Here is a 25,168-nt window from a genome sequence, read left to right as displayed (position 1 = left end):
ACTAGAGTGGTACCACGGGAACTAAAGCTCTCGTCTCTTATTCATAGAGATGAGGGCTTTTTTTGATGAAATAAACAGTCATTTAAGTAGAATATGGAGGATGAACTATCATGTTAAAGAATTGGGCCATAGAGGCAATACAGCCACACGTACCCCTATCAGCAGAAGAAGTGGAAAACTTATTAGAAACACCGCCCTCAGTAGTGATGGGTGATATTGCATTTCCATGTTACGTATTAGCGAAGCAGTTTAGACAATCACCGCCGCAGATCGCCTTACAATTAGTGAGTCGTATCCAAATGAAGGGAATCAAAGCAGAAGCTGTTGGACCCTATGTTAATTTAACTTTCGACAGAGATTATTATGTCGGGGGCTTGATGGAGAGATTGCAGCAAGATGATGATGCTCGAACTAATATAGGTCAGGGAAAAAAGGTTGTTATTGATATGTCATCTCCCAATATTGCGAAACCTTTTGGTATCGGACATCTTAGATCAACGATGATTGGTGCAGCCTTGTATAAAATGTATCAAACCGCAGGATACGAACCTGTTAGCGTCAATCATCTGGGCGATTGGGGCACGCAATTTGGCAAACAAATTACAGCATATAAGCGTTGGGGTAATGATGAAGCTTTACAAGAGAATCCAATTCAAGAGTCTTTACGTTTATACGTTAAGTTTCATGAGGAAGCACAACAAGATGTAACATTGGAACCCGAGGCGAGAAATTGGTTCCGTCTGTTGGAGTCTGGTGATGAAGAAGCGAATAGACTTTGGGAATATTTCGTCGAAGTTAGTATGCAGGAGTTCAACAGAATGTATAAAAGACTAAATATTACGTTCGATCATGTGCTTGGAGAAAGCTTTTACAATGATAAAATGGCTGCCGTTGTTCAAGCGCTAAAAGATAAAAATTTATTAGTGAAAAGTGATGGTGCACTCGTTGTTCAATTGGATGATGAGGGGATGCCACCTTGCTTAATTATGAAATCCGACGGGACGACGATTTATCCTACACGCGATTTGGCAACAGCATTTTATCGCCATCATGTCATGAAAGCTGATCAAATTCTTTATGTGGTCGGGGGAGAACAGAAGTTACATTTCCAACAAGTATTTGCTGTATTGCATAAAATGGGGGCCGAGTGGGTACAAGATTGCAGTCATGTACACTTTGGATTAATGAAATTCGAGGGTAAGAAGATGTCCACCCGTCGCGGTAAAATTGTGTATCTTGACGATGTGTTAGATGAAGCTGTTGCAAGAGCGCTCACAGTCATTGAACAGAAGAATCCAGAGTTACCGGACAAATATAAGGTGGCACAGGACGTAGGAATTGGAGCTGTTATTTTTGGGGATCTCAAGAATAATCGGACTAACGAAGTGGATTTCTCACTGGATGATGCGTTGAATTTCGAAGGGGAGACAGGTCCTTATTTGCAGTACACATATACAAGAACCCAAAGCATTCTTTCTAAAAGTATGATGTTAGAACAAGTACACACGGAAGATTCTCAAGGAATGCAGCAGGATCAATATGCTGAAGCATTAGGTGATTCAGGATGGGCACTCCTTAAACTGCTTATTACGTTCCCTGTACAGTTGAAACGTGGGATACAGAACAATGAACCTTCCGTATTAGCTAGATATGTTCTAGATATAGCGCAGGCGTTCAATCACTTCTACAACCAGGAAAGAATACTGTGTGAAGAAGATGGGGTAAGAAAAATTCGAGTGTCTCTAACGACACTGACAGGGCAATCTTTACAAAGAACAATGCATATTCTTGGTTTGGCTACCCCAGCCCGTATGTAAAAAGGGACGTAATAGATCCATTTAACAATCTCATGTTGATAGATTTTGCGGATTCCTTTAACATTAGGAATAGCAAAGTAGATCAACTAGCACATCGCGTAAATGTGTTGATAGTGAATGGAGCGGAAGTATGGTAAAAGAGAGATTGCTCGATAGTGATCATTCAAGAGATGTCTTTACCTATTTTGGACTTGCCGTATATTCTTCACAATCTTTGGAGAAGCAACTGGTTAACTTATTGATGCTCATGAAGCTATCAGAGGGCAAGATTCCAACAGAAGAAGACTTCACTGAAATTTATCAACGTAAGTTAAGTAGTTCGTTAGGCCAATTAGTGCAGGAAATTCAGCATCATTTCCCTTTCACGAAAGAAGAAACAATTCAATTGACAAGAATATGGAAGCAACGTAATTATATTGTCCATGATTACTTCAAAGAACGAATCCAAGAGACGTTCAGTCCTGGAGGTCGTTCCCGTATGATTCGTGAGCTTACGAAATTTAGTGATCAAGCACAAATGTTAGAGAAGAAGCTCCAAGGTTATTCTCGGGAATTATATCGCACGCTTGGTCTGGATAATGATTCTCATGCTTCTAATTCCGATAAATGATAGTTTATGAACAAGGATGCTTGAATAGGGTGGAGTTGTTCTGAAAGGGTCTCTGAAAAAAGTCCACATATATTGGTGTAGGATGCCGCTGCGATGACGGATTATCCTTATGGTCGCTGTTGCCCTCCAATTTCTTGATTGTATACCGCTTAGCGGTAGAAATCCTAGGGCAAAGCATATGCTTCCGGAGTAGCTTTCCTACGGAAAGCTTGTAGGCGAGCGCTACCGCTTCTTCAGGATAATTCCGTCATCTTCGCTACTTCATACAACATCCATTGTTTTCTGTAAGTACTGATTTCTGCAACTACTCGCACTTGTTATCTTATATTTCTATTGCTATAGCGAGGGTATCACGTAGTTAGTTGCAAATTTGACCTCTAAATCCATTGCCATTCCTCTTTCCACCACTTTAGCTGCCCAAACAACATCTAATTATTCGGAAAACCCAATTTTCCGCGTTTCTCCCGATTTCAACTGTCATCTAGGCACTTAATTCTCACAATCTAGCCTTTACTGCTAATGTAAGTGTTGTTTAGGCTCTTATTCCGTTCTCGTGGGTCTTCCTTCCCCCGCTATTTACGCGGAATACATCTAAAGGCTTACATAGGAAAGTATTCAGCATCAGAGAAATGAAGTCACTTTGAAAGAATTGATTATCAAAGGAAATATAGTACAAAATATGGAATAATATGATACACTTATGCTAGCTAAATTCACGATATAAATGTTATTTCTTATTCAACGAACGGGCAGGTTAACGCAAAATTACTCTATATGCTCCGTCTAAGATATTGAAGATGAAGGGGGCGAGTTAATGAATCGAAGTATATTAATTTTATTCTGTGTACTCTTAATTTTAGCTGGGTGCTCAAGACAAAATGAGTCGTATAAAAGAAATATCGAAGAAGTCAAATTGAACGAAGATAAAGGAGAAAATAGGATCGGTAATATCGATAAAAGCATCAATAGCAGTGTCACACTAGAAGCAAGTCAAGAGAACAAAAGTAATGGTGAAATTAAGGCGGTAAAAGATGCACAAGAGTTTAGTGAGATTATTAAGGAAAAAGATGCGGATAAATTAATACAGCTTCTTAACACTACACAATTGGATATAGAAGGAGCAAATAAAATAATTGAAGGCTTCGATGTGAATTTTGATCTGGATACATTATCTGTTCAAATCAATTACGATGGATTTGCTATGAACCCTCAAGTAGGACAGTATGAATTCATTTTATTGGACAAGAACCTTAATGAAAATAATGAAGAGAACTCGTTAGTAATTCGTTATGATGTAGATGGCAGTAAAGTCTATCATAATCCCTATGTTCGGTATTTTCCTTATGCAGAAGAAATGGTTCTCCAATACTTAGACCATATTAGTAAGGGGAAGGCAACTGAATTGGCTGGATTTTTGAATCCAGATGATATCGAGGTTCCAAGTTGGGTTGCTGAAAAGACAATAATGAATTATGAGGATTTCTTTGATTCGGGAGACATGTCGATTCGCTATACTAATCGTTTTGTATTCGTGGCAGAAGACGAAAAAGGTAATGAACATGTAATTGAAGTGAATCACGGAGATGGCTTAATGAGTATAAAAGATGACTTTATCCCCGAATTTTTAAACTAATCTATCGGGAAACGATAGTGGAATAGCGGTTGCTTCGACAGCCGTTTTATATTTGTTCAAGTATCTTGATAATTACGTTGCTTGATTTTTATTCGTTGATAGTCGTAGTAATGAAAGCACTAAACAGCGTATTTAAGAATTTCTACTAACGTCATTTGTATTTTAAAGTTTCTTGAATTCAGGTAATTCGACTAGCGTTCTCTCTTGTACAACCATCATCCATTACGCTGACGGGTAACGTTAGGTTAATAAGCTAATAATTAGAAATAGAACTTCCAATTTTATGGAAGATCTATTTCTACTTCTATGTCTAATATCAACATTGAACTTTAACAGAGCGATTCTTTAAAAGGAGTAATACCTTGTTGTCAGGTCATCTGTTATTTTATATACTAGGCACGGATTGAACAGGTTGCCTAGAAGATTCTTCTACATGCTCAGATCCAGTAGGTTGTGGTAAGATGCTTCCCAGTTGTAGTTGATACAATTGGAAGTAACGACCGCCAAGTGCTAAGAGTTCGTCATGACTACCTCGTTCAACGATCTCTCCACGGTGTAATACGAGAATCTGGTCTGCACTGCGGATGGTAGAAAGACGGTGAGCGATAATGAATGTTGTGCGACCTCTCTTCAGGACCTCAAGGGCCGACTGAATGAGGCTTTCCGTCTCGGTATCAATGTTGGCGGTAGCTTCATCAAGAATAAGGATCGCTGGATCGAATGCAAGTGCGCGTGCGAAGGAGATCAGTTGGCGCTGCCCAGCGGATAATGTACTTCCTTTCTCCACAACGGGCTCATCGAATCCTTTAGGTAAGTGGGCAAGTATACGCTCAGCACCCACATCACACAAGGCCTTCTCGATTTGTTCACGGGATATTTTCTCGTCACCTAGGCTGACATTCGATGCAACCGTACCAGTGAAGAGATAAGGATCCTGCAATACAATTCCCATATGATGGCGTAGCCATTGTTTAGGGATATCAGTCACTTCCTGACCATCAATCGTTATGCTTCCTTTCTGTGGATCATAGAAGCGGAATAATAGATTAATGATGGAACTTTTCCCTGAACCAGTATGACCTACCAGCGCAACCGTCTGACCTTGCTTCGCTTCAAAGGAAATATTTTTGAGAACATAATCTTTTTTATAAGCGAAGGAGACATCCTTGAATTCTACATTTCCTTTGTAGCGTGGCATAGTACCATCTGTAACCTCTTCCCCTGGCTCATCCATTAGCTCGAACACTCTCCCTGCAGATACCATAGAAGAATCAAGCGCAGCAAGTTGGTTCACCATGCCCGTGATGGGTTGGAATAACCGACCGAGAACATCAACGAAGGCATATAGAACACCAAGCGATACAACATTGGTACCACTGAGTGAGCCGAATCCGAAATACGCTAGCAATACGGCAAATGAGAAGCTGCGTAATACATTGACCAAATTATGGGTTGTAAACGCATTGAGGTTCAGCATCTTATTCTGATATTTCATGTAATCTTGATTCAGTGTCTCGAATTCATCCTTCGTTTGTTGCTGGCGTCGGAATATACGAATGATGGACATCCCTTGAATCGACTCATTGATGATCGCATTGATCTCACTTAGACGAGAGCGAATAATCGTATTGAATTTCGTTGCGTATTTACGATACAGAATAATCCACACGATTAAGATCGGAATGACGAACAGGCATACAAGCCCAAGTCGCACATCAAGTATGAATAGAGCAATATACACGCCTGTAATATAGACGATACCCGAGCTGAAGTTGGCAAGTACAGCTACGAATAAATCTTTTACAGCTTCGGTATCGTTGGTAATTCTAGAAACGACCTTTCCAGCAGGTAAGTTATCGAAGAAATGGACTGGAAGTCGTTGAATATGGGCGTATACATCTGTCCGCAATTTCTGAATCACTTTGTTAGCTGAAGACTGTAGCCAGTACGTCTTACCAAATTCCGTGAAGATGGTGACCAATAGTAGTAAGAGATATAATCCAACGAGCTTCATAATGCCAGGTATTTCTGGTTTGTAAAAGGTGAAAAGTTGGTCGGCTGTTAATGCCTTGACTGGATAAGTGGACTCTAGAGATCCATTTGAAATGGTCATCTGCCCATCGATAACGACTCTTTTTCCATTAGCAACTTCTACTGCTTGATTGATAAAATAGAAAGTCTTACCTTTCTGGAGAATACGGACTTCTTGACCTTTATTCTCATTCTCGGCGAATCTTTCGCCGCGCTTGTAATAATGACCTTCATATAGAACGGCTCCTTCTGATGTAGGCGAATCCGTCTCAAAGAATGGCTGTTCAATACCGAGCATATGGTCATCGATCATCGCTTTAGCTATAAAAGGTCCCGCAAGTTCTGCGGCAACGCCTATACATAATGTGAATATAGCGGCTATGAACATTACTTTAGCCGTAAGAGCGTACTGGAACAACCGTTTTCCTATGTTCAATTAAGTCACCTCCTCAGTGCCTAGTTTGTTCTCTACTTGTTGACGTTCAAATTGTTCATGATACCAACCCCTTAGAGCTAACAGCTCTTCGTGAGTCCCTTCTTCGATAATGTTACCTTCCTCAAGCACGACAATCCAGTCAGCATGCTCCACAGCGGATAAGCGGTGAGTGGATATGAGCGTTGTTTTGCCAGCGCGTTTGAGTCTGATATTCTCAATAATTCGTGCTTCTGTTCTTGCATCAACGGCAGAAAGTGCGTCATCTAGAATGAGAATTTCAGGATTTCCAATAAATGCTCTTGCTAACGCGACACGTTGCTTCTGTCCCCCAGAAAGGGCGACCCCTTTCTCACCTACAAGGGTATCTAGACCATCTGAAAGGGTAGTCAGATCATTCTCGAAGGCAGCGGTTGCGATGGCATCCATAATGAAGGAATCACTTGCGTCTTGTAAGCCGTATTGAATGTTCTCACGTACAGATCTAGAGAACAATATTTGTTCCTGCGGTACATATCCGATCCAGCTATGAAGTTCGTGCTTAGCGATTTGTTGTATAGGGATATCGGAGATAAGAAGCTCTCCGTCGCCTGCAGGGTATTCATGAAGAAACTGCTTCAGTAAAGTGGATTTACCACTTCCGGTACGTCCAACTACGCCAAGTGTCTGCCCCTTTTGGAGTGTTAACTGAATATTCTTCAAATTATCTACCGTTGAAGTAGGATAACGGAAAGTAATATCCCGGAGCTCAATACGCTGTGGATCACCAACAGTCGTAGGATGAGCAACGTCATCCACATCCGGTGTGACGGATAGAATTTCATCGACACGATCGAGAGAGGCGCTACCCCGTTGCATAATATTAATTAATTCACCAATGGCGAACATTGGCCAGATCATCATCCCAAGGTACATATTAAATGACACAAGATCCCCAAGGGTAATCTGATTTCTGAACACAAGATAAATCCCATAAGTAAGACCAATCACATAGCTTAGACCGACACACAGTCGAATCGTAGGCTCAAAAAAGGCATCCACTTTAGCTACACTCATATTTTTGCGATACACATCATCCGTGATGCTCTGAAAATGTTGTTGGTCTGATCTTTCTTGAACATAAGCACGAATAACGCGCACTCCGGCAACAGATTCGAGAACTTGGTCATTCATATCTCCAAAGGCATCCTGTGCTAAAGAGTAACGTTCATGTACGATTTTTCCATAAATCTTCATCGCAAGAGCGATAAAGGGAAGCGGGATAATCGCTGCTAACGTTAACTGCCAGCTAATGAGGAATCCCATGGCGAACAGAATAACGAATAAATATACGGTTGAATCTGCCATGACTAATATTCCGAAACCAGCTGTTGAAGCGACGGAACGAAGGTCGTTCGTTGCTCTAGCCATCAAATCACCTGTACGATTTCGTTCGAAGAAAGCCGGGGTCATACCAAGTAAATGATTCATATACCGCGTACGGAGAATCCGCTCGACAAGGTTAGCACCACCAAACAATCTATGCATCCATATGTAAGTGATCAGGTAGATAGCAATTAGAATGATAATAATCAATGCGATATAGCGAAAAAGTGAAGGACCTGTAATAGAGCCTGTAACGATATCATCAATCGCATTTCCAAGTAAACGAGGTGGTAACAACTCACCTACTCCACATAAGATCAGCGTAATTAAACCAATGATATAGCGCTTTTTTTCTTGGCGGAAAAACCAACCTAGCTTTTTTAAAACAGAAAACAAAACAATCACTTCCTCTCAAGTTGAAACTGCTGATGAATTTAACACCCAAGTTGGACACAAAAAAAGACATACCATCCGTGAACGGACGATATGTCTTTTGAAATGCTAAAGTTATCATGCGTACGGTTGATTGAGCAACCGCCGCCAACGTAGAATATTTAATTCAGAAATTCTAAGAAGCACACATGACTTCTTTAGAATTAATCCACCAGCAGGGTTACTCCAATATTCAATTGTAGTTTATAAGCCGTATTGTGTTGAAAAGCTCTAATCATCTGATTGAACATGTTACTCACCCTTCCTTTGTAAATTTTTGTAGATCTCGTATCGCAAGAATTCTATCATCATGTCATCAAATTTGTCAATTTTTATTTTAAGGAGAGTGTCTGTTCGTATTTATTACGAGGTAGAGGGGGTGTATGTATTTTTGATGCGGCTTCAGGTATGATAGAGAGACACACATTGGAATACAGAACGTAAAGGAGTTGGATTTCATGAACATTGTAATGAGTGCAGATGCAGCGCGTTGGTATGTGAGAGAGTTAAATTTAAACATCGGTGATTCCGTAAGGTTTTTTCCGCGTTATAGTTCCGGAGGAGGACTACATCCAGGATTCTCACTGGGCATCTCTGTAGAGAAACCGACTAATGGTACGTTATATCAAGATGTAGAAGGAATTCGCTTTTATTTGGAAGAGCGGGATTTATGGTACCTTAAAGGTTATGATCTAGTCGTTAATTATGTAGAGCCTCATGATGATATTGACTATGTGTATGAAGAGATTAAACAATAGTATTTGGAATTTATATAAAGAACTCCTTTTCGACAAGGAAAGGAGTTTTTGGTTGTGTTTAAATGGTAAGTTGTATTTTATTAGAGAAGTGAAGGGATAATAACGAGATATCGTGATCCTTTCGAAAGGGGAAGTATAATCATTGGAGCAATGGAAAGCCTATTTTAAATTTATAAAGCCGTATATGAAATTAATTATTATTACGCTGATTATTGGGATGATTAAGTTCAGTATTCCATTAACTTTACCGATGATCATGAAATATGTAGTCGATGATTTATTGACAGGAAATTCACCACTTTCGATGCAAGAAAAAGTGTCACAATTGATGAAGGTTCTTGGTGGAGCATTAATACTATTCGTTATTATTAGAGGGCCTGTTGAGTATTTACGTCAGTATTTCGCCCAACTTATTACGAATAAGGTTTTATTTGATTTACGAAATCGTTTGTACTCACACTTACAAAAGTTATCGCTTCGGTATTATCAGAATACGAAAGCGGGCGAAGTCATATCGCGTTTCATTAACGATGTGGAGCAGACGAAGAACATTGTAGAAGTCGGGATGATGAATATATGGTTGGACATGTTTACGCTTGTATTCGTATTAGTTGTCATATTCTATCTGGACCCTATGTTGGCTTTAGTCGCCATTTCGATGCTACCCCTGTACGCTATCGCTGTAAAGATTCTTTATAAAAGATTGAAAAGTCTTACAAAGGATCGTTCACAAGCATTAGCAGGTATTCAATCCTATCTACACGAAAGAATTCATGGGATCTCTGTTATACGAAGCTTCACTCTAGAGAAATACGATCAGAATAAATTTGAAGGTATCAATGGTAACTTTCTTAATAAGGCTTTGGCACAGACACGTTGGAATGCGATCACATTCGCAGTCATTAATACGATAACGGATATTTCACCGATTCTGGTCATTGGATATGGTGGATACCAAGTGATTCAAGGGAATCTGACATTAGGTACCTTTGTAGCATTCTTTGGTTACTTAGACCGTTTGTATGCCCCGTTGAGACGTTTAATCAGTTCATCTACGGTGCTCACTCAAGCATCTGCCTCTTTAGAAAGAGTGATGGAATTGATGGACGAGCCTTATGATATCGTGGATGCCCCACATGCTAAGAAATTGAAAGGTCAGGCTCAACAGATTACGTTTGACCATGTATGGTTTAAATATAATGAGAAGAATGATTGGGTTCTACAAGATATAAATCTAGATATTAAAGCGGGAGAGACCGTGGCTTTCGTTGGGATGAGCGGTGGAGGGAAATCTTCACTGATTAGCTTGATTGCTCGATTCTACGATATTCAAAAAGGCGGAATATTGGTTAATGGTCAGAATATTCAGGATCTTACCCAGGAAAGTCTGCGAAGTAAAATCGGAATGGTACTTCAAGATAACTTCTTATTCAGCGGGTCTGTGAAGGAGAATATTCTATTAGGCAATCCAGATGCGGGATACGATGATATTGTAGCAGCATCGATTGCAGCGAATGCTCATGAGTTTATTATGAATTTGCCAAAAGGTTATGATACAGAGGTTGGAGAACGCGGAGTTAAATTATCGGGTGGGCAGAAGCAACGTTTAGCTATCGCCCGTGTCTTTCTGAAGGACCCTGATATTCTGATACTGGATGAGGCGACTTCGGCTTTGGATTTGGAATCTGAGCATCTTATTCAGCAGTCTTTACAGTCCTTATCTTCGAACCGTACGACGTTAATTGTGGCTCATCGATTGTCGACCATCACGCATGCAGATACAATCGTTGTTCTTGAGAACGGAAGCATCACCGAGAGCGGAAGTCATCAAGAATTGATGGAGCTGGATGGAAGTTATGCTCGATTGTATAACGTGCAGCATTTGGATGTTTGACTGAATAGTTGATTGATATGAAAAAAAGGCGCTTTAGCTTATATAAGCTAAAGCGTCTTTTTTTTTTGTTCAAATACAAGTTTCTATCATGCTCTAGCCTTTACCAATCAACAAAGACAGAATGCCAGCGGCAATAAGCGGTCCGACAGGGACGCCGCGAAATAGAGCAACGCCCAATACAGTGCCTACAAGCAATCCTGCTACAATGGTTGGGTTATTACCCATGAGGGTAACACCACGGCCACCGAGATAAGCGACTAGAATGCCAATGGATATCGCCAGTAGCGATTGCCAGTGTAGAAAAGATGAAGTAATGGTAGAGATGCTGATCGTTCCGCTAGCCAAAGGTGACATAACGCCAATAGTTAGAATAATAATCCCGATGGTTAATCCGTATTTCTCTAACCAAGGAAATACTTGTGTAAGTCGAGTAACCCGAATCAGAAGCAAGACGACCATGGCTACGGATATGGATGTATTGTTACTTACTATTCCTAAGCCAGCCATTCCCAATAAGATGAGTGATGTGACATCCATGAATCGATCCCTACTTTCATATTAATTGTGAGTGGGACGGATATGTTCAGCAATTAATCGTCCGTGCACACGACCCGTCTCAATAAATACTTCGTTTGCATTGCTTCCAGATGCAATGACGCCAGCGACATAAAGTCCAGGCACTGAACTTTCCATCGTATTAGGGTTAAAGACAGGCTTCTCCATATCTCCACCTAATTGTACGCCTGAGGAAGCAAGTAACTTCCGGTCGGGATGAAACCCTGTTAGCGCAAGTACAAAGTGATTATCTACGATAAATTGCTCTCCATCATTTGTTGTAATAACGACAGCATCTTCTCGAATTTCAGTCACTTTCGAATTCATGTGAAGAGTAACGCTACCTTTCTGAATAAGTCCTTCAAATAGGGGGCGAACCCAAGGTTTGATATTGTTAGAAATCGTCTCTCCACGATATACAACAGTCACTTCAGCACCTACACGGCTGAGTTCCAACGCTGCATCTACGGCAGAGTTACTTCCCCCAATAATAGCTACTTTTGTACCTGTATAAGGATGAGCCTCGCGGAAATAGTGAGTTACTTTGGGTAGGTCTTCTCCTGGAATACCAATATAGTTAGGATGATCGAAATAACCTGTTGCAATAACGACATGCTTCCCTTGATGATGCTTCTCTTGCCCGCGTCGGTCTTTCGTATGAACTGTGAAATATCCATTCTCATGTCGTTCAATAGAAATAGCTTCCTCATAAGACGTAATATTTAGTTCGAAATGAGAGGCTACCCTACGATAATAGGATAGGGCCTCGTGGCGGTAAGGTTTATCATTCGGTGTAGTAAAAGGAATATCCCCAATCTCCAGCATTTCAGCTGTACTGAAGAATTGCATATATGTAGGATATAGAAATATAGAACGAACAATATGGTGTTTCTCAATAATATGTGTGGATAGTCCACGGCGGTTGCATTCTATCGCTGCCGACAGCCCGCAGGGACCAGCTCCAATAATGATGACGTCTTGCATAATGAACCTCCTTAGTAATGTAGCGATATGTGTAGTTCAAACATTATAATCCTACCCTAAAAGCAAGTTGAATGCCAGAAACTCAAAGGAATCGAACAGAATGTCATCATAGTTTGTGATCATCATAGAAGTGGTTTGGGGTATATGATATGCTTTTGATAGCGAGGGGAGAGAATGGTTTTGCATATAAAAGCTGTTATTTTTGATTTGGATAATACATTAATGGACCGAGATATGACATTTCGTAAATTCACAGAACAATTTGTAGGTGAGCATTTGGGGCACTTGAATGGTCACCTACAGGATGAAATAATAATAGATCTTAAAGTAAGAGATGCAGATGGATATCGGGATAAACAAGGTTTTTTCGCAGAAATGGTGGAGGTTCTTCCTTGGAAGGATCCAGTTACAGCACATGAAATTGAAGCATATTATAACAAACACTATATGACGCACGCATGTCGAATGGATTATGTAGAGGAAGTATTGGCATATTGTAAGTATCGTGGTTATCGCATGGGGATCATGACGAATGGTCCACACCATAATCAGTATAAGAAGATAGATGTTTTACAACTCCGGGAGTTATTCCATACGGTGATTGTATCTGAAGATGCGGGTATGAAGAAACCAGATCAACGAATTTACCAAATGGCATTAGATGAGCTTCAAATGCCAGCAGAGCATACGGTGTTTGTTGGAGACCATCCTGTAAATGATATTTGGGGAGCCAATCAGGCAGGGATTCGTGGGATTTGGTTGCGGCGGAACCACCTGTGGGATGACTCGCTTGGAATGAAGCCATGGAAGACGATTGATCAATTGAATGAGTTGATGGAGATCATTTGAACATGAAGTGCGTTCTACTCACTGAACAACGCTGGATAAGAAGGATCGAAATCCGGTAAATAAGAAACGCCCCTATTTCCAGTGAAATCTGTGAAATAGGGGCGTCTCTATTTGATAACGTATGATTAGGACAACAATTAAGCTTTAACAGCTAGATCTACTACACGTTGTGCAGAAGCTTTAACTTCTTCCATACCTGCAGAAATGATCTCTTGTGCTTTATCAGGAGCTGCATTGTGACCTTCGATGATGACTTCATCAATGATTTGCATACCGAATACGCCAGCGAATACGTTGCGCATGTAGTTAACAGCCATTTCCATTGGAGCAGCTTCCGGTGCTGAGTAGAAACCACCACGAGCGCTCAAGAAGATTGCCTTCTTATCTGTCATGAGTTGAACCATGTTACCTGAAGCGTCATATTTGAATGCGAATCCAGCAGCATATACATAATCGATGAATGTTTGTAATTTAGCTGGGATTGTTAAGTTCCATAATGGGAACGCGAATACGATTACGTCTGCAGCTGAGATAACGTCCATTGCTTTTTGCTTTGCAGCTAAAAGGCGTGATTCAACGTCTGTTAATTCGCCACCGTTCTGTACTTTACCGAAAGCGTTGAATAGATCTTGACCGAAGTAAGGTGTATCTTCTTCAAAAACATCGTAAATTGTTACATTTACGTTTTTCCCTTCTAATGCTGCCATGAAGGTTTCATACATTTTACTTGAAATGGCCTCTGTCGCTGGGCGGTTGTTTGCTTTAACTACTAATACGTTCATTTTGTAAACTCTCCTCTATATCTGTTTATGGTTTTTTTAATTCCTATCCACTCTATATATACTACTTACTTTCTTTAATATAGTACTATACTATTTATAGGTTGTCAAAGTTTCTTGCATGATCCGCAGATTTAAGTTACTCGATTCGGATATTGCCAGAGGAAGTACGAACCTTGATGAGGTCATCAGACAATCTTAGCGATTCTGGCGATTTAATATTACCTGATCTAGCATTTAGATCATAGGAACCTTTGAAATCAGGATCTACCGTTAACGTTACATTACCTGAATTAGCTGAGATATCTAATGATGAAGAACCCTTTTGCGTTAACTTAATATTGCCAGATCGGGCACTGAATGTACCTATGCCCGAGTAATCAGTTATATTAATATTTCCTGATTTAATGGAGACAATTGCAGGAGCTTGGATGTCAGTTCCAGTCACATCGCCAGAACTTGATTCGATTCTAAGCTGGTCTGCAACAATGGATTGGAGTGTTAAATTACCGGAATTTGCTGTGATCTCAGCATTGTATGAGTTCAAATTGGTAATTGTTCCATTGCTTGATTTGAAATGAATACCCACTTCTTGAAGCTGATTCAGATCAGGTAAAGACACCGTTAGAGTAACTTTATGGGATTTGAACGATAACTGAAAGAAATGAATGGAATCATCATCGATATTGATTTCAAATTGTTCATCCTGAGGATGAATTTGGTTCAACTTAGAGATCACTTTATCCTCAAATGATCCTTTCAATTCTACCGTTTGAGTACCGTCTGTACTTTGCACAAATGTAATATCAGTGTTGTAATCACTATTCACAATAAGTTGAGTAAGTACATTATCCTCAATCGTCCACTTTTTTTGATACTCCGTAAGTTCATTACCAAAGTTGAATTTATTCATTGACATACCTACGAATCCTATAATGATGAGTATTAAACCGAGAAATGCAAGACGGATCATGTTCTTTTTCATTGTAAATGCCCTCCTTTAGTGATGTTTATATTCCACCTAATGTATGATTTGCACATGTTTACTAGCCATGTGTAGGTGAACTTGACCGCTATAAATAACCAAATGCCGATTCCTACACACACAATCGAGGCAAATAATTTCGCGACGGAAAATTCATGATTAATGAAATATTCGGGAATGAGTAGAAAAGGACTGACCAAGGTGGCTAATGTTGTAGCACATAACCCGATCCATGTCGACCAAATGCCAATGAATAATGGAACGATAATAATATTGATGAAGAAGAGACCCGTATAAACAAAAATATTACGTGTAATCGATATGGGTTTTTTATGAACTGCCTGTATTTGTGGGTCTTGTATCGTAAATCGATCTCCTAGTATTTCTTTAACTAATTCGAATGGGTCACCTAGTTCATGTGCTATTTGTTCTTCGGTCTTTCCATTTTGCAGACCATGAATGAAGTGTGATTCATAATCGGCTAGTAACTCTTGTCTTTCATCCTCAGAAATGGGGGTCAGATGATGTTGCAAAATAAATAAAAATTGTTGTTTATTCATGCTCAGTTCCTTCCTCAATTAAATTGGATACATTCTGAACAAAGTCTTTCCATTCGAAGATCATATCGGTCAAATAGGATTTACCGACTGCTGTAATCCGGTAATATTTACGCGGTGGACCTTCGGTGGACTCTTGTAGATAAGTGGTGCAATAGCTCTCATTCACGAGTCTGCGTAATAGAGGATAGAGTGCGCCCTCGGCAACATCAATATACTTAGATACGGATTGCGCTAGCTCGTAACCATACTGATCTTTGCGCTGGATTAGGACAAGTACGCAGAGCTCCAATACTCCTTTTTTAAACTGAATACTAACATTCATATGGTTGCTCCCTCAAATCTTGATAATGTAGGTTGTTATAAACAGTACTGAACATTAGATACTAGTGTGTAAGTAAAGTATAATACATAGTACTGAATAATGCAATATACCGGAAACAGAAAAACGCCTTCCATAAAAAAAGGAAGACGCCCAACTTATCTAAGGTCAAAGCTATATGATTAATAAAGAGATAACGCTAACGTGTCATCTTCACTCTTGCTGTGCAGTATGGCTTCAGAACCTTCGATTTCGATACTTATGAGAGATCCCAGACATTTTTGTATGGCTGCTTTGCCGCTTTGAATTTTAAGCTCAAGCGTCTTGCTAAGAAGTCTCATCGTTTTTTGTACAGGTTGTTTATTATCAGTACCGAAATAAACGGGTACTAATTTGTTTTGAAAACTGATTAACATCGTCATTGAAATCACTCCATTCTGGGTATGTCTTGTTTCTATACTAGTGAATGTTTCTTAAGATTACCTTAAAAATAGATTATAAATAGTTAAATAATCCAATCTAAAAACGAATTAGTCCAAGTTGTGACAGAGTGAAAGTCAATAGTTCATTCGTTTTGTAATAGGGTAATATACCCAGGACTATCCTCTTTTGTGCTTCACAGAAGTCCGTAGTATAGTTAATTAAAATATAAGAAAGTATCAGTTTCACTTGAATCAATTTCATAATCGCCGATAAGGGGGTATAGGAGGTTATCATGCTCATGAATCCTGAAATAGTTGAAAAGTTTCGTTACATAAGTTCGCAGGCTAAAGAACAAAAGATATCTTCTTATCAAGGCTTAATGACTTGCCGATATGGATATGGAAGAGCAATTGAGAAGATTACGCAAGGTGAAATGAGTCGGGATTTTTTAGCAGTCTATCTGAAAGATGATATATGTAACTTTACTTTATGTAAGGGGATCGGTAAGAACGACCAAAAAAGTTTAGCTTCGCGTAATTTAGGGAATATGTTAATGGATTGGTTAGATACAACGGATGACTGGTCCTCTGCTGGTTTCTTATCCTTTTTGAAGAATACTCCGCCATTATCTCTAGAGGATTTGAACACAGGGGCTACACAAGAGGAAAACTTAGTATTTATGGGGAAAGTATTCGAAGAACTACAGCTTCAAAGCCTCGAATCGATGTATATATGTGGTCGGTTAGAACTACCTACGTTAGAACGCCCTATCGGAAGAATATGGTTGGCGTGGCAAGGTGAATCTCGCTTGAAATATTGGAGGGACGAGCTCGAGGTAAGTCAATACTTCAAACAAACGATGACCACGGATGAGTGGTGGTCTGCTTCCGATGGTCCTGTTGGTGGAGCGCCACATATATATCAAAGCCGCTTAGAATATGGAATGCCAATAAGACTGCAATTGTATACAGAAGGTCTTAGCGATCTAGATCCGATAGGTGATTGGCTTCCCGATGAACAAATTCAGATTCTATTTGATGCACCACATACGGACGGATTAAGAGAAGATGCAGCATTTTTAGAATTTAAATGGTGATTTTGATTAAATATCCCTCCTATTTGGGTAATCTGAGATATATGTAAACCAAAAGGAGATGTTCATATGAGTAAGGATACAATAAATTCAGAATGTTTTGCAGGTCAGACGGCTATTGTCACAGGAGCTGGTTCAGGTATCGGAAGAGCGGCAGCTATAAAATTGGCCCGACAAGGTGCCCACGTGGCCTTATTCGACTTACTTGATGAACGCACAACGGAAGTGGAAACTGAGATCAATCAGTTTCGCCAAGGCGCAGCACATGCATTTGATGTAGATATTGCGGATGCGGTGAGGGTGGAAAAGGCGGTTCTAGAAACGGTTAAGTTGTTCGGCGGAGTTGATATTGTATTTGCAAACGCAGGTATCAATGGTGTTCTCTCACCAATCGAGGAATTGAAGCTTGAGGATTGGCAGCAGACGCTTAGTGTCAATTTGAATGGAACCTTCTTAACATTGAAGTATACGATTCCGCATCTTAAAAAGAATGGTGGGAGTGTTATCATTACGAGCTCGGTTAATGGTAACCGTACGTTTTCTAGCTTTGGTATGTCAGCCTATAGTACATCGAAGGCGGGCCAGGTTGCCTTTGCCAAAATGGCGGCACTTGAACTTGCTAAGTTCAAAATTCGTGTGAACGTCATTTGTCCCGGGGCGATATCGACCAACATTGATCAAAGTACGAAAAAAACAGATGAACTTAAGGATATTGTCATTCCTGTTGAATTTCCTGAAGGAAGACAACCCCTAGAAGATGGTCCTGGAGAACCAGAACAAGTAGCCAATTTAGTAAGTTTTCTAGCATCGAAAGAGTCTTCCCATATTACGGGATCGCAAATCTTTATTGACGGTGCCGAATCGCTACTGTAAAGAGAAAGTTCAAAAGGTTATATTGTGAACCTTGTATACAGGAGTATCGTCCTTCAACGGATGATGCTCTTTTCTTATATCTTCCTAGATATCGGATGCGGCTTAGCTATATAATAGGCAAGAACGTAATAATGGAAATCAAATGGAGAAGATATAATGCATGATTTACCTATATATGAAGTTATACCTCAGTTAAAAGAAATATTAACCCATCATTCTTCAGCTGTTCTTATAGCAGAACCTGGTGCAGGGAAGACAACATGTGTCCCTTTGGCATTACTTAATGAGCCTTGGCTTCAAGGCAAGAAGATTATTATGCTAGAGCCGCGAAGATTAGCTGCACGTTCTGCTGCTCACTTCATGGCTTCTCAACTAGGAGAGCGAGTGGGTGAAACGGTAGGATATCGCGTTAGAATGGATAGTAAGGTTGGGAAGTCAACGCGGATTGAGGTCGTAACGGAAGGGATTCTGACCCGTATGCTACAGCATGATCAAGAGCTAGTAGATGTAGGAATTCTCATCTTTGACGAGTTTCATGAACGTAATATACAAGGAGATCTAGGACTAGCATTAGCATTGGAATCACAATCGATGTTGAGGGAGGATTTAAAGATTCTGGTGATGTCAGCTACGCTTGCGGCAGAACCGGTAGCTTCCTTGCTTCAAGATGCACCTATCATCCATTGTAAAGGACGGCAGTTCCCAGTAGAAACGATATATTCCCCTCAATTAGTTAATGCCTCATTGGAAAAGGGTGTAGCGTCCGTAATTGGTCAAGCGTTATTCCGCCACAAAGGCAATGTTCTCGCGTTTCTTCCGGGTGTAGGAGAAATACGCAAAGTTAAGCGTGAGTTAGAAATGATGTCTTTACCAGATCAAATAGTCATTAGAACATTATATGGACAGTTGTCATTGCCTGAACAGGATGCTGCGATCCGACCTGAACCTGATGGTAAACGAAAAATCGTTCTGGCGACTTCGATAGCTGAAACTAGCTTAACGATCGAAGGTGTTGCCATTGTTGTGGATAGTGGGCTTATGAGGACACAAGCCTTATCCTTACGTAGTGGAATGACTCATTTAACGACCATGAAAGTATCGAAGGCATCGGCAGATCAGCGTAAGGGTCGAGCTGGGCGCACACAGCCAGGTACTTGTTACAGGTTGTGGAGTCAACAGGAGCAAGATGCGCTTCAGAACGATAGCACACCTGAGATGATGAGTGCTGACCTAACATCATTTGCTTTGGAAATTGCCGCATGGGGAGTACAAGACCCCAAAGAATTACGTTGGCTTGATACACCAAGTGAGACGAGATTCGAGCAAGCAGTTGCTTTACTTCAATCACTCGGTGCATTAGATGAACAAGGTCGAATTACTTCACACGGTCGCCAAATGGTCAATTTGGGGATGCACCCACGGTTGGCACATATGATATTGAAGGCGATTCCGCTTCATTGTGGATATTTGGCTTGTCTGATCGCAGCGCTTCTACAGGAGCGGGATATTTTCAAAGGAAAAAGAGCTACTGATCATTGTGATATCTCTAATAGAATAGATCAGTTAATAATGTGGGTGAGCCAAGGATTGCCGAACTTAGATGATTCCTCCTTAGATATTGCAGCGATGCATCGGATTATTCAAGAGGCGCGAAATATTCAGAAACAGATTCATATTCAGGAAAAGTCTACTGACGGAACGGAATGGTGTGGTGTGCTCTTATCTTTTGCGTATCCAGATCGGATTGGACAAGGAAGAGGAGACGGTCGATTTCTATTAAGTAGTGGTCGCGGTGTGGAAATGTCTACGATTCAGCCACTAAGTCGATCAGCATATATCGTAGCAGCAGTAGTAGACGATCGAGGAACAGAAGGTAGATTGCAACTTGCTGCAAGTTTAAGCGATTCCATGTTGTACCGCTATCAAGAGGAATCGATGCAAGAGGAACATATCGTAGCGTGGGATCGTGATTTGCAGGGTGTGAAAGCTCGGCGAAGATGGATGCTAGGAAGCCTTTTAATTAAGGAGCAGCCATATGCTAAGCCACCAGAGGAAGAGGTTGCATCCGCCTTACTAGAAGGAATACGGCAAGAAGGATTACAGTTACTTCCATGGACGAAGATGTCGATCCAATTCCGACAAAGATTACAATTTATGTATACGTTAACGCCATCTGAATGGCCAGATGTGACAGACGATGCATTGCTAGCTACGCTCCAAGACTGGTTGTTATTATCTATTTATGGTATGAAGAATCGCCATGATCTACAACGTCTACAGTTAACGAATATCATCGAACAGAATCTACTATCATGGGATCAACGGCGAGCATTAGATGATAAAGCGCCAACTCATATGACGGTTCCCAGTGGTTCACGTATTCCGATCGATTACAGTGATCCACTTCAACCGATTGTTGCTGTGCGATTGCAAGAAATGTTCGGATTACAGGATACGCCACGTATTGGTGGAGGTAGAGTACCTTTAATCCTTCATTTATTATCACCAGCACAACGACCAGTACAGGTGACCTCAGATTTAGCCAGCTTCTGGCGAGGTACTTATTTCGAGGTGAAGAAGGAATTGAAAGTTCGCTATCCTAAACATTACTGGCCGGATGAACCATTAGAGGCTGTGGCGACTCGACGGGTGAAGCCGCGACATTAGTCGGTCTGGGACATCATTATAGGAGAATTCATCATGGAAAAGAAAATAGTTGGTGTGTTTGAGACAGAAGTAGAAGCTCCTAGAGCTATTGAGAACTTGAAAATTCAGGGTGTTGGGATTGAACTTATATACTTAAGGTCATAATAGCTCATGGCTTGATTCTTATCGTATGAATGAAGTAATAGTCTCATTCTACAAGAATCAGCTATGAGCTATTTTCTAGGGTATCAAATCATTATTAATGGGAGAGTGCAATGGTAAAAAAGAAAAGAATCACCGAGATAGAGTTATTACGCGGTCTGGCCTTTCTGGCTGTGGCATTACAGCATAGCATTGCCCATTTCGCCTATGTGGAAGGCGTAAGCTTTGGGGATGGTGTTGTCATGACGGTATTATTAATACTGGCTAAATTTGCGGTGCCCGTGTTTATATTTATAACCGGAATGGTGTTATTCTACAATTATGAAGGCCAATTCAACTATATTTCTTTCTTGAAAAAGAGAGTGAAGGATATCATCATACCATACATATTGTGGTCATTTGTGTACTTTTCCTTAAATTATGGTTGGCAGCAAGGCTGGATCGAGCAATCCTGGAAATGGTTTACTATGCTGTTTACGGGTAAGACAAGCTCTCACCTGTGGTACGTCGTTATGATCTTTCAGTTCTATCTATTATTTCCAATGTTCCGCTACGTGATTAATAAAGTGAGAAGGAAACTATCACTATCGGTTTGCATCGTTAGTCTTGTGGGTGTTGGATTACTATATGTATGGCTCACAGGTCAAGTCTCAGCGATTGGAAAGTTGATGTCGTCTATCCAAATCCCTGTTATTACCGCCATGTTTACGAAATATGCAGATCGTAATTTCTTGTATTTCTTCTTTTATTTCGTACTTGGAGCATGTGCAGGTCTAAGACCAGACATATGGAAAGAGTGGATCCGTAGAGGACGTTGGATTTATATATCTAGTTTTATAGTCTTAACGATCTACTATATCATCCTCGTTACGGGAACCTTCCGAACACCTACAGGGCTCCAAGTTGGATTCCATGCAGTATCTTTAATCCGGCCTATGATGGTGTTCTTTCTACTCAGTTCGATTTGTGTAGTATACATGCTTGCTACATGGATGAAGGTGAAAAATGGAAGTCGAAGTAGTCCATTCATTCTTTCCATTGGAAAATATTCATATGGTGCCTATTTAGTGCATGCACTCATGCTTAGAGTTAGCTATATATTCGATGTGGCATGGTTTGTACATTGGCCTATCCTACTGCGCATGCTGATTTCCTTTGTGATATGTGTTCTGTTATCTTATGTTCTTATGAAGTTGCTATCTAGATTCACATGGGGGAAATGGTTGGGTGGAATTCCAATGAAGGGGAATAGAAGGGGAAGGAATTCAAAAAAGACCGCCTTGACTAATCGCTCTGACGGTCATTCTTAATAGCGTTATTCTATCAAAGATCTAGATGCAGCTATCGATTACCGCGGCTCGAAGAACAAGCGGCGTTCAAGATTAAATATCCCCAAGATATTCTTATTTTGGATGGAGCAATAATCTACGTACACTGTTAAAATGATAGTATGGGAGGAAGTGTTAAAAGAGTGATTTCGTTAAAAAACTAAATAGAAGAGAGGTACGATGATGATAAGAGCTTCTGAAAATAATGAATATTATGAACTAACAAGTCCTACACTTCTACCAAAGGCTTCGGGGTTTTTATGGAATGAAAAGATGATGATTCATATGAATTGTCGTGGGTACGCTGTAGCTCAGTTTATGCAACCGGAACCTGGGAAGTACTCCTATGCACCGAATTTGGAAGCCAAGTCTTTTATGCAGCCAGAGCAGCCTTATTATGCCCATCATCCTGGCCGTTTTGTTTATGTGAAGGATGAGGTGAGTGGTGAGATTTTCTCTGCGCCGTATGAACCAGTACGCGTACTCCCTGATAAATATACATTTTCTGTAGGAAAACATAATATGGTATGGAAGATCGAAAGTAATGATATTTTGATAGAAATGAGTTTGAGCTTACCTAAAGAGGATCCGATGGAACTGTGGCGAGTCAAGGTGAAAAACCTTTCGCCAAATAAACGAAAACTAAGCATTTACCCCTATTTTACAGTAGGCTATATGTCATGGATGAATCAATCAGGTGAGTACAAGGATGATTTGCAAGGGATTGTGTGCTCTTCTATTACGCCTTATCAGAAATATCAAGATTATGATAAGATAAAAAATCTGAAAGACAAGACATTTTTATTAGCTGATCAAAAGCCTTCTGCATGGGAAGTTAACCAGGAAGCATTTGAAGGAGAAGGTGGTATTACATCACCGTCAGCAATCAAAAACGAAGTGCTGTCAAAAGGGGAATCCCGGTATGAATCACCGGTTGCTGTCCTGCAATATAGAATCGATGTAGATCCAGGTGAGGAGAAGGCATATCGGTTTATATTTGGTCCGGCTAAAAACGAGGAAGAGATTAGTCAAATTCGCCAGAAATACTTCTTAGATACAGATGCCAGCGGCGATGATGGTTTTGTTACAGCTGAATTAGAATATGCTGAATACGTAAGCGAAGGCAGAGGGTGTATTGAGATCACAACACCGGATGCTGATTTCGATAATTTTGTGAATCACTGGTTGCCGCGGCAAATGTATTATCATGGCCAAACCAACCGACTTACGACAGATCCCCAGACTCGGAACTACCTTCAAGACAATATGGGGATGAGTTATATTAAACCACAGATGGCTAGAAATGCATTTCTAACTGCGTTAAGCCAGCAAAGTACAACCGGTGCAATGCCAGATGGCATCATTTTACATAAGGATGCTGAGCTGAAATATATTAATCAAGTCCCTCATACGGATCATTGTGTTTGGTTGCCCATCTGTTTGAGTACTTATTTAGATGAAACGAATGATTATACTATTTTGGATGAAATTGTTCCTTATGCTGATGGTCTGGAAACGGGTTCCATTTTTGAACATATTAATCGTGCGATGCACTGGCTTATCAGTGATAGAGATGAGCGGGGACTAAACTTTATTAATCAAGGCGATTGGTGTGACCCAATGAATATGGTTGGCTACAAAGGAAAAGGTGTTTCTGGGTGGCTAACGATTGCTACGGCATATGCATTTATGGTATGGGCGGATATATGTGAACAAAGTGGGCGACTGGATGTAGCCAAGGAATTTCAAGTGGCAGCTGATGAGACGAATGCTGTAGTCAATCAATATTTATGGGACGGAGAATGGTATGCACGAGGAATAACGGATGACAATATTGTATTTGGTATTAGTGAAGATAAGGAAGGCAGGATTTTCATAAATCCTCAAGGGTGGTCTTTATTAAGCGGTGCTGCCGATGAATTGAAACAAAAGAAACTGATACAAGCAGTTAGGGAGCAATTAGAAACACCATATGGTGTTGAAAAGCTAGCGCCATCCTACACATCGATGCGAGAGGATGTAGGTAGGGTAACGCAGAAACATCCAGGAACGGCAGAGAATGGGGCTGTGTATAACCATGCTGCAGCATTTTATATCTATGGGCTTTACTCCGTGGGAGAGAAGGATAATGCGTTTCGTTTGCTTCGAAAAATGATTCCAGGGCCAGATCCAGAGGATATTATTAGACGAGGTCAATTGCCTGTGTTTATACCTAATTATTATCGTGGCGCATATAGACAAATTCCGCATACTGCTGGACGTTCCAGTCATTTATTTAATACAGGAACGGTTCCGTGGGTTTATCGCTGTCTGATTGATGGTCTGTTTGGATTACAGGGGAATAAAGCAGGACTTCAGATCAAGCCACAGCTTCCTTCTGACTGGCAAGAGGTTACGGTTAAACGGTTTTTTAGAGGAGCAGAACTGCATATCGATATGAAGCGGGAATCTGGCGTTAGTATAACAGAAGTGTATGTCAATGGTAATTATATTGAAGATGGCATCATTAAGGATTTGAAATCAGATAACGAATATAAAGTGCTAGTAAAAATTCCGTCCCAGAATGAATAAGCTCGAAATACATCACGGAAAATGATCAGATTGTTCTTTTTATTGTTGGATATAATCCCGAGCGACCA

The 25,168-nt window shown here is 40.4% G+C and carries 20 protein-coding genes and 1 other annotated feature (1 of these 21 only partly in view); of the genes, 11 read left to right on the top strand and 9 right to left on the bottom strand.

From position 1 onward, the window contains the following. Nucleotides 1-41, top strand: a binding site (T-box leader); it begins 238 nt to the left of the window's first position. Between the two features lie 69 nt (nucleotides 42-110). From argS to AC1TO9_RS05740, 3 genes are all read left to right on the top strand, one after another. After that, a complete protein-coding gene (gene argS / locus AC1TO9_RS05750; RefSeq protein ID WP_482053853.1) occupies nucleotides 111-1,817 on the top strand; it encodes an arginine--tRNA ligase in 1,707 nt (568 codons plus the stop codon). 130 nt (nucleotides 1,818-1,947) lie between these two features. Next, the gene (locus tag AC1TO9_RS05745; RefSeq protein WP_482058624.1) at nucleotides 1,948-2,427 is read left to right on the top strand and encodes a hypothetical protein; all 480 of its coding nucleotides are present in this window, start codon (nucleotides 1,948-1,950) and stop codon (nucleotides 2,425-2,427) included. An 814-nt stretch (nucleotides 2,428-3,241) separates the two neighbouring features. Then, the gene (locus AC1TO9_RS05740; protein WP_482058623.1) at nucleotides 3,242-4,060 is read left to right on the top strand and encodes a hypothetical protein; all 819 of its coding nucleotides are present in this window, start codon (nucleotides 3,242-3,244) and stop codon (nucleotides 4,058-4,060) included. A 385-nt stretch (nucleotides 4,061-4,445) separates the two neighbouring features. On the opposite strand, the gene AC1TO9_RS05735 is transcribed toward AC1TO9_RS05740, so the two are convergent. Together AC1TO9_RS05735 and AC1TO9_RS05730 are read right to left on the bottom strand one after the other, a co-directional pair. Beyond that, on the bottom strand, nucleotides 4,446-6,479 hold the full coding sequence (locus AC1TO9_RS05735; protein WP_482058829.1) for an ABC transporter ATP-binding protein: 2,034 nt from the start codon (nucleotides 6,477-6,479) through the stop codon (nucleotides 4,446-4,448). Between the two features lie 48 nt (nucleotides 6,480-6,527). Then, nucleotides 6,528-8,285, bottom strand: coding sequence for an ABC transporter ATP-binding protein (locus tag AC1TO9_RS05730; protein ID WP_482058622.1), 1,758 nt, complete (start codon nucleotides 8,283-8,285; stop codon nucleotides 6,528-6,530). Nucleotides 8,286-8,779: 494 nt separating this feature from the next. On the opposite strand from AC1TO9_RS05730, the gene AC1TO9_RS05725 reads away from it, so the two are divergent. Further along, nucleotides 8,780-9,079 carry a HesB/YadR/YfhF family protein gene (locus AC1TO9_RS05725; RefSeq protein ID WP_482053846.1) on the top strand — a complete coding sequence of 100 codons (300 nt, stop codon included), beginning with the start codon at nucleotides 8,780-8,782 and terminating at the stop codon, nucleotides 9,077-9,079. A 142-nt stretch (nucleotides 9,080-9,221) separates the two neighbouring features. After that, nucleotides 9,222-10,973 carry an ABC transporter ATP-binding protein gene (locus tag AC1TO9_RS05720; protein ID WP_482053845.1) on the top strand — a complete coding sequence of 584 codons (1,752 nt, stop codon included), beginning with the start codon at nucleotides 9,222-9,224 and terminating at the stop codon, nucleotides 10,971-10,973. Nucleotides 10,974-11,066: 93 nt separating this feature from the next. Here AC1TO9_RS05720 and AC1TO9_RS05715 read toward each other — a convergent pair whose 3' ends face one another. Together AC1TO9_RS05715 and AC1TO9_RS05710 are read right to left on the bottom strand one after the other, a co-directional pair. Beyond that, entirely contained in the window at nucleotides 11,067-11,510 is a 444-nt protein-coding gene (locus tag AC1TO9_RS05715; protein ID WP_482053844.1) for a DUF441 domain-containing protein, read from the bottom strand. A 21-nt stretch (nucleotides 11,511-11,531) separates the two neighbouring features. Further along, entirely contained in the window at nucleotides 11,532-12,515 is a 984-nt protein-coding gene (locus AC1TO9_RS05710; RefSeq protein ID WP_482054473.1) for a YpdA family putative bacillithiol disulfide reductase, read from the bottom strand. Between the two features lie 171 nt (nucleotides 12,516-12,686). Here AC1TO9_RS05710 and AC1TO9_RS05705 point away from each other — a divergent pair, with 171 nt between their 5' ends. Next, complete coding sequence (locus AC1TO9_RS05705) at nucleotides 12,687-13,361, top strand: HAD family hydrolase (RefSeq protein ID WP_482053843.1); 675 nt, start codon at nucleotides 12,687-12,689, stop codon at nucleotides 13,359-13,361. Between the two features lie 137 nt (nucleotides 13,362-13,498). Here AC1TO9_RS05705 and AC1TO9_RS05700 read toward each other — a convergent pair whose 3' ends face one another. From AC1TO9_RS05700 to AC1TO9_RS05680, 5 genes are all read right to left on the bottom strand, one after another. Further along, entirely contained in the window at nucleotides 13,499-14,143 is a 645-nt protein-coding gene (locus AC1TO9_RS05700) for an FMN-dependent NADH-azoreductase (RefSeq protein WP_482058621.1), read from the bottom strand. Nucleotides 14,144-14,279: 136 nt separating this feature from the next. Further along, on the bottom strand, nucleotides 14,280-15,125 hold the full coding sequence (locus AC1TO9_RS05695; protein WP_482053841.1) for a DUF4097 family beta strand repeat-containing protein: 846 nt from the start codon (nucleotides 15,123-15,125) through the stop codon (nucleotides 14,280-14,282). Further along, a complete protein-coding gene (locus AC1TO9_RS05690) occupies nucleotides 15,122-15,685 on the bottom strand; it encodes an HAAS signaling domain-containing protein (RefSeq protein ID WP_482053840.1) in 564 nt (187 codons plus the stop codon). The genes AC1TO9_RS05695 and AC1TO9_RS05690 overlap by 4 nt, the downstream gene beginning before the upstream one ends. Further along, the gene (locus AC1TO9_RS05685) at nucleotides 15,678-16,007 is read right to left on the bottom strand and encodes a PadR family transcriptional regulator (RefSeq protein WP_482053839.1); all 330 of its coding nucleotides are present in this window, start codon (nucleotides 16,005-16,007) and stop codon (nucleotides 15,678-15,680) included. Before AC1TO9_RS05685 ends, AC1TO9_RS05690 begins: the two co-directional genes overlap by 8 nt. Before the next feature lie 179 nt (nucleotides 16,008-16,186). Further along, entirely contained in the window at nucleotides 16,187-16,426 is a 240-nt protein-coding gene (locus AC1TO9_RS05680) for a hypothetical protein (protein ID WP_482053838.1), read from the bottom strand. Nucleotides 16,427-16,725: 299 nt separating this feature from the next. Between AC1TO9_RS05680 and AC1TO9_RS05675 the strand changes: the two genes are divergently transcribed. The 5 genes from AC1TO9_RS05675 (at nucleotide 16,726) to AC1TO9_RS05655 (ending at nucleotide 25,100) form a co-directional block, all read left to right on the top strand. Beyond that, nucleotides 16,726-17,523, top strand: a complete 798-nt coding sequence (locus AC1TO9_RS05675; protein ID WP_482053837.1) for a hypothetical protein — start codon at nucleotides 16,726-16,728, stop codon at nucleotides 17,521-17,523. A gap of 66 nt (nucleotides 17,524-17,589) precedes the next feature. Beyond that, nucleotides 17,590-18,393: an SDR family oxidoreductase gene (locus tag AC1TO9_RS05670; protein WP_482058620.1), complete on the top strand. Its 804-nt coding sequence runs from the start codon at nucleotides 17,590-17,592 to the stop codon at nucleotides 18,391-18,393. Nucleotides 18,394-18,549: 156 nt separating this feature from the next. Next, complete coding sequence (gene hrpB, locus AC1TO9_RS05665; protein WP_482053835.1) at nucleotides 18,550-21,060, top strand: ATP-dependent helicase HrpB; 2,511 nt, start codon at nucleotides 18,550-18,552, stop codon at nucleotides 21,058-21,060. A gap of 254 nt (nucleotides 21,061-21,314) precedes the next feature. Further along, nucleotides 21,315-22,511 carry an acyltransferase gene (locus tag AC1TO9_RS05660; RefSeq protein ID WP_482058619.1) on the top strand — a complete coding sequence of 399 codons (1,197 nt, stop codon included), beginning with the start codon at nucleotides 21,315-21,317 and terminating at the stop codon, nucleotides 22,509-22,511. Between the two features lie 201 nt (nucleotides 22,512-22,712). Continuing rightward, nucleotides 22,713-25,100 carry a GH36-type glycosyl hydrolase domain-containing protein gene (locus AC1TO9_RS05655; protein WP_482058828.1) on the top strand — a complete coding sequence of 796 codons (2,388 nt, stop codon included), beginning with the start codon at nucleotides 22,713-22,715 and terminating at the stop codon, nucleotides 25,098-25,100. The last annotated feature ends 68 nt before the right edge of the window (nucleotides 25,101-25,168 follow it).

It is taken from the genome of Paenibacillus sp. Y916 (assembly GCF_056786435.1).
This window is presented reverse-complemented; position numbering and strand designations above follow the sequence as displayed.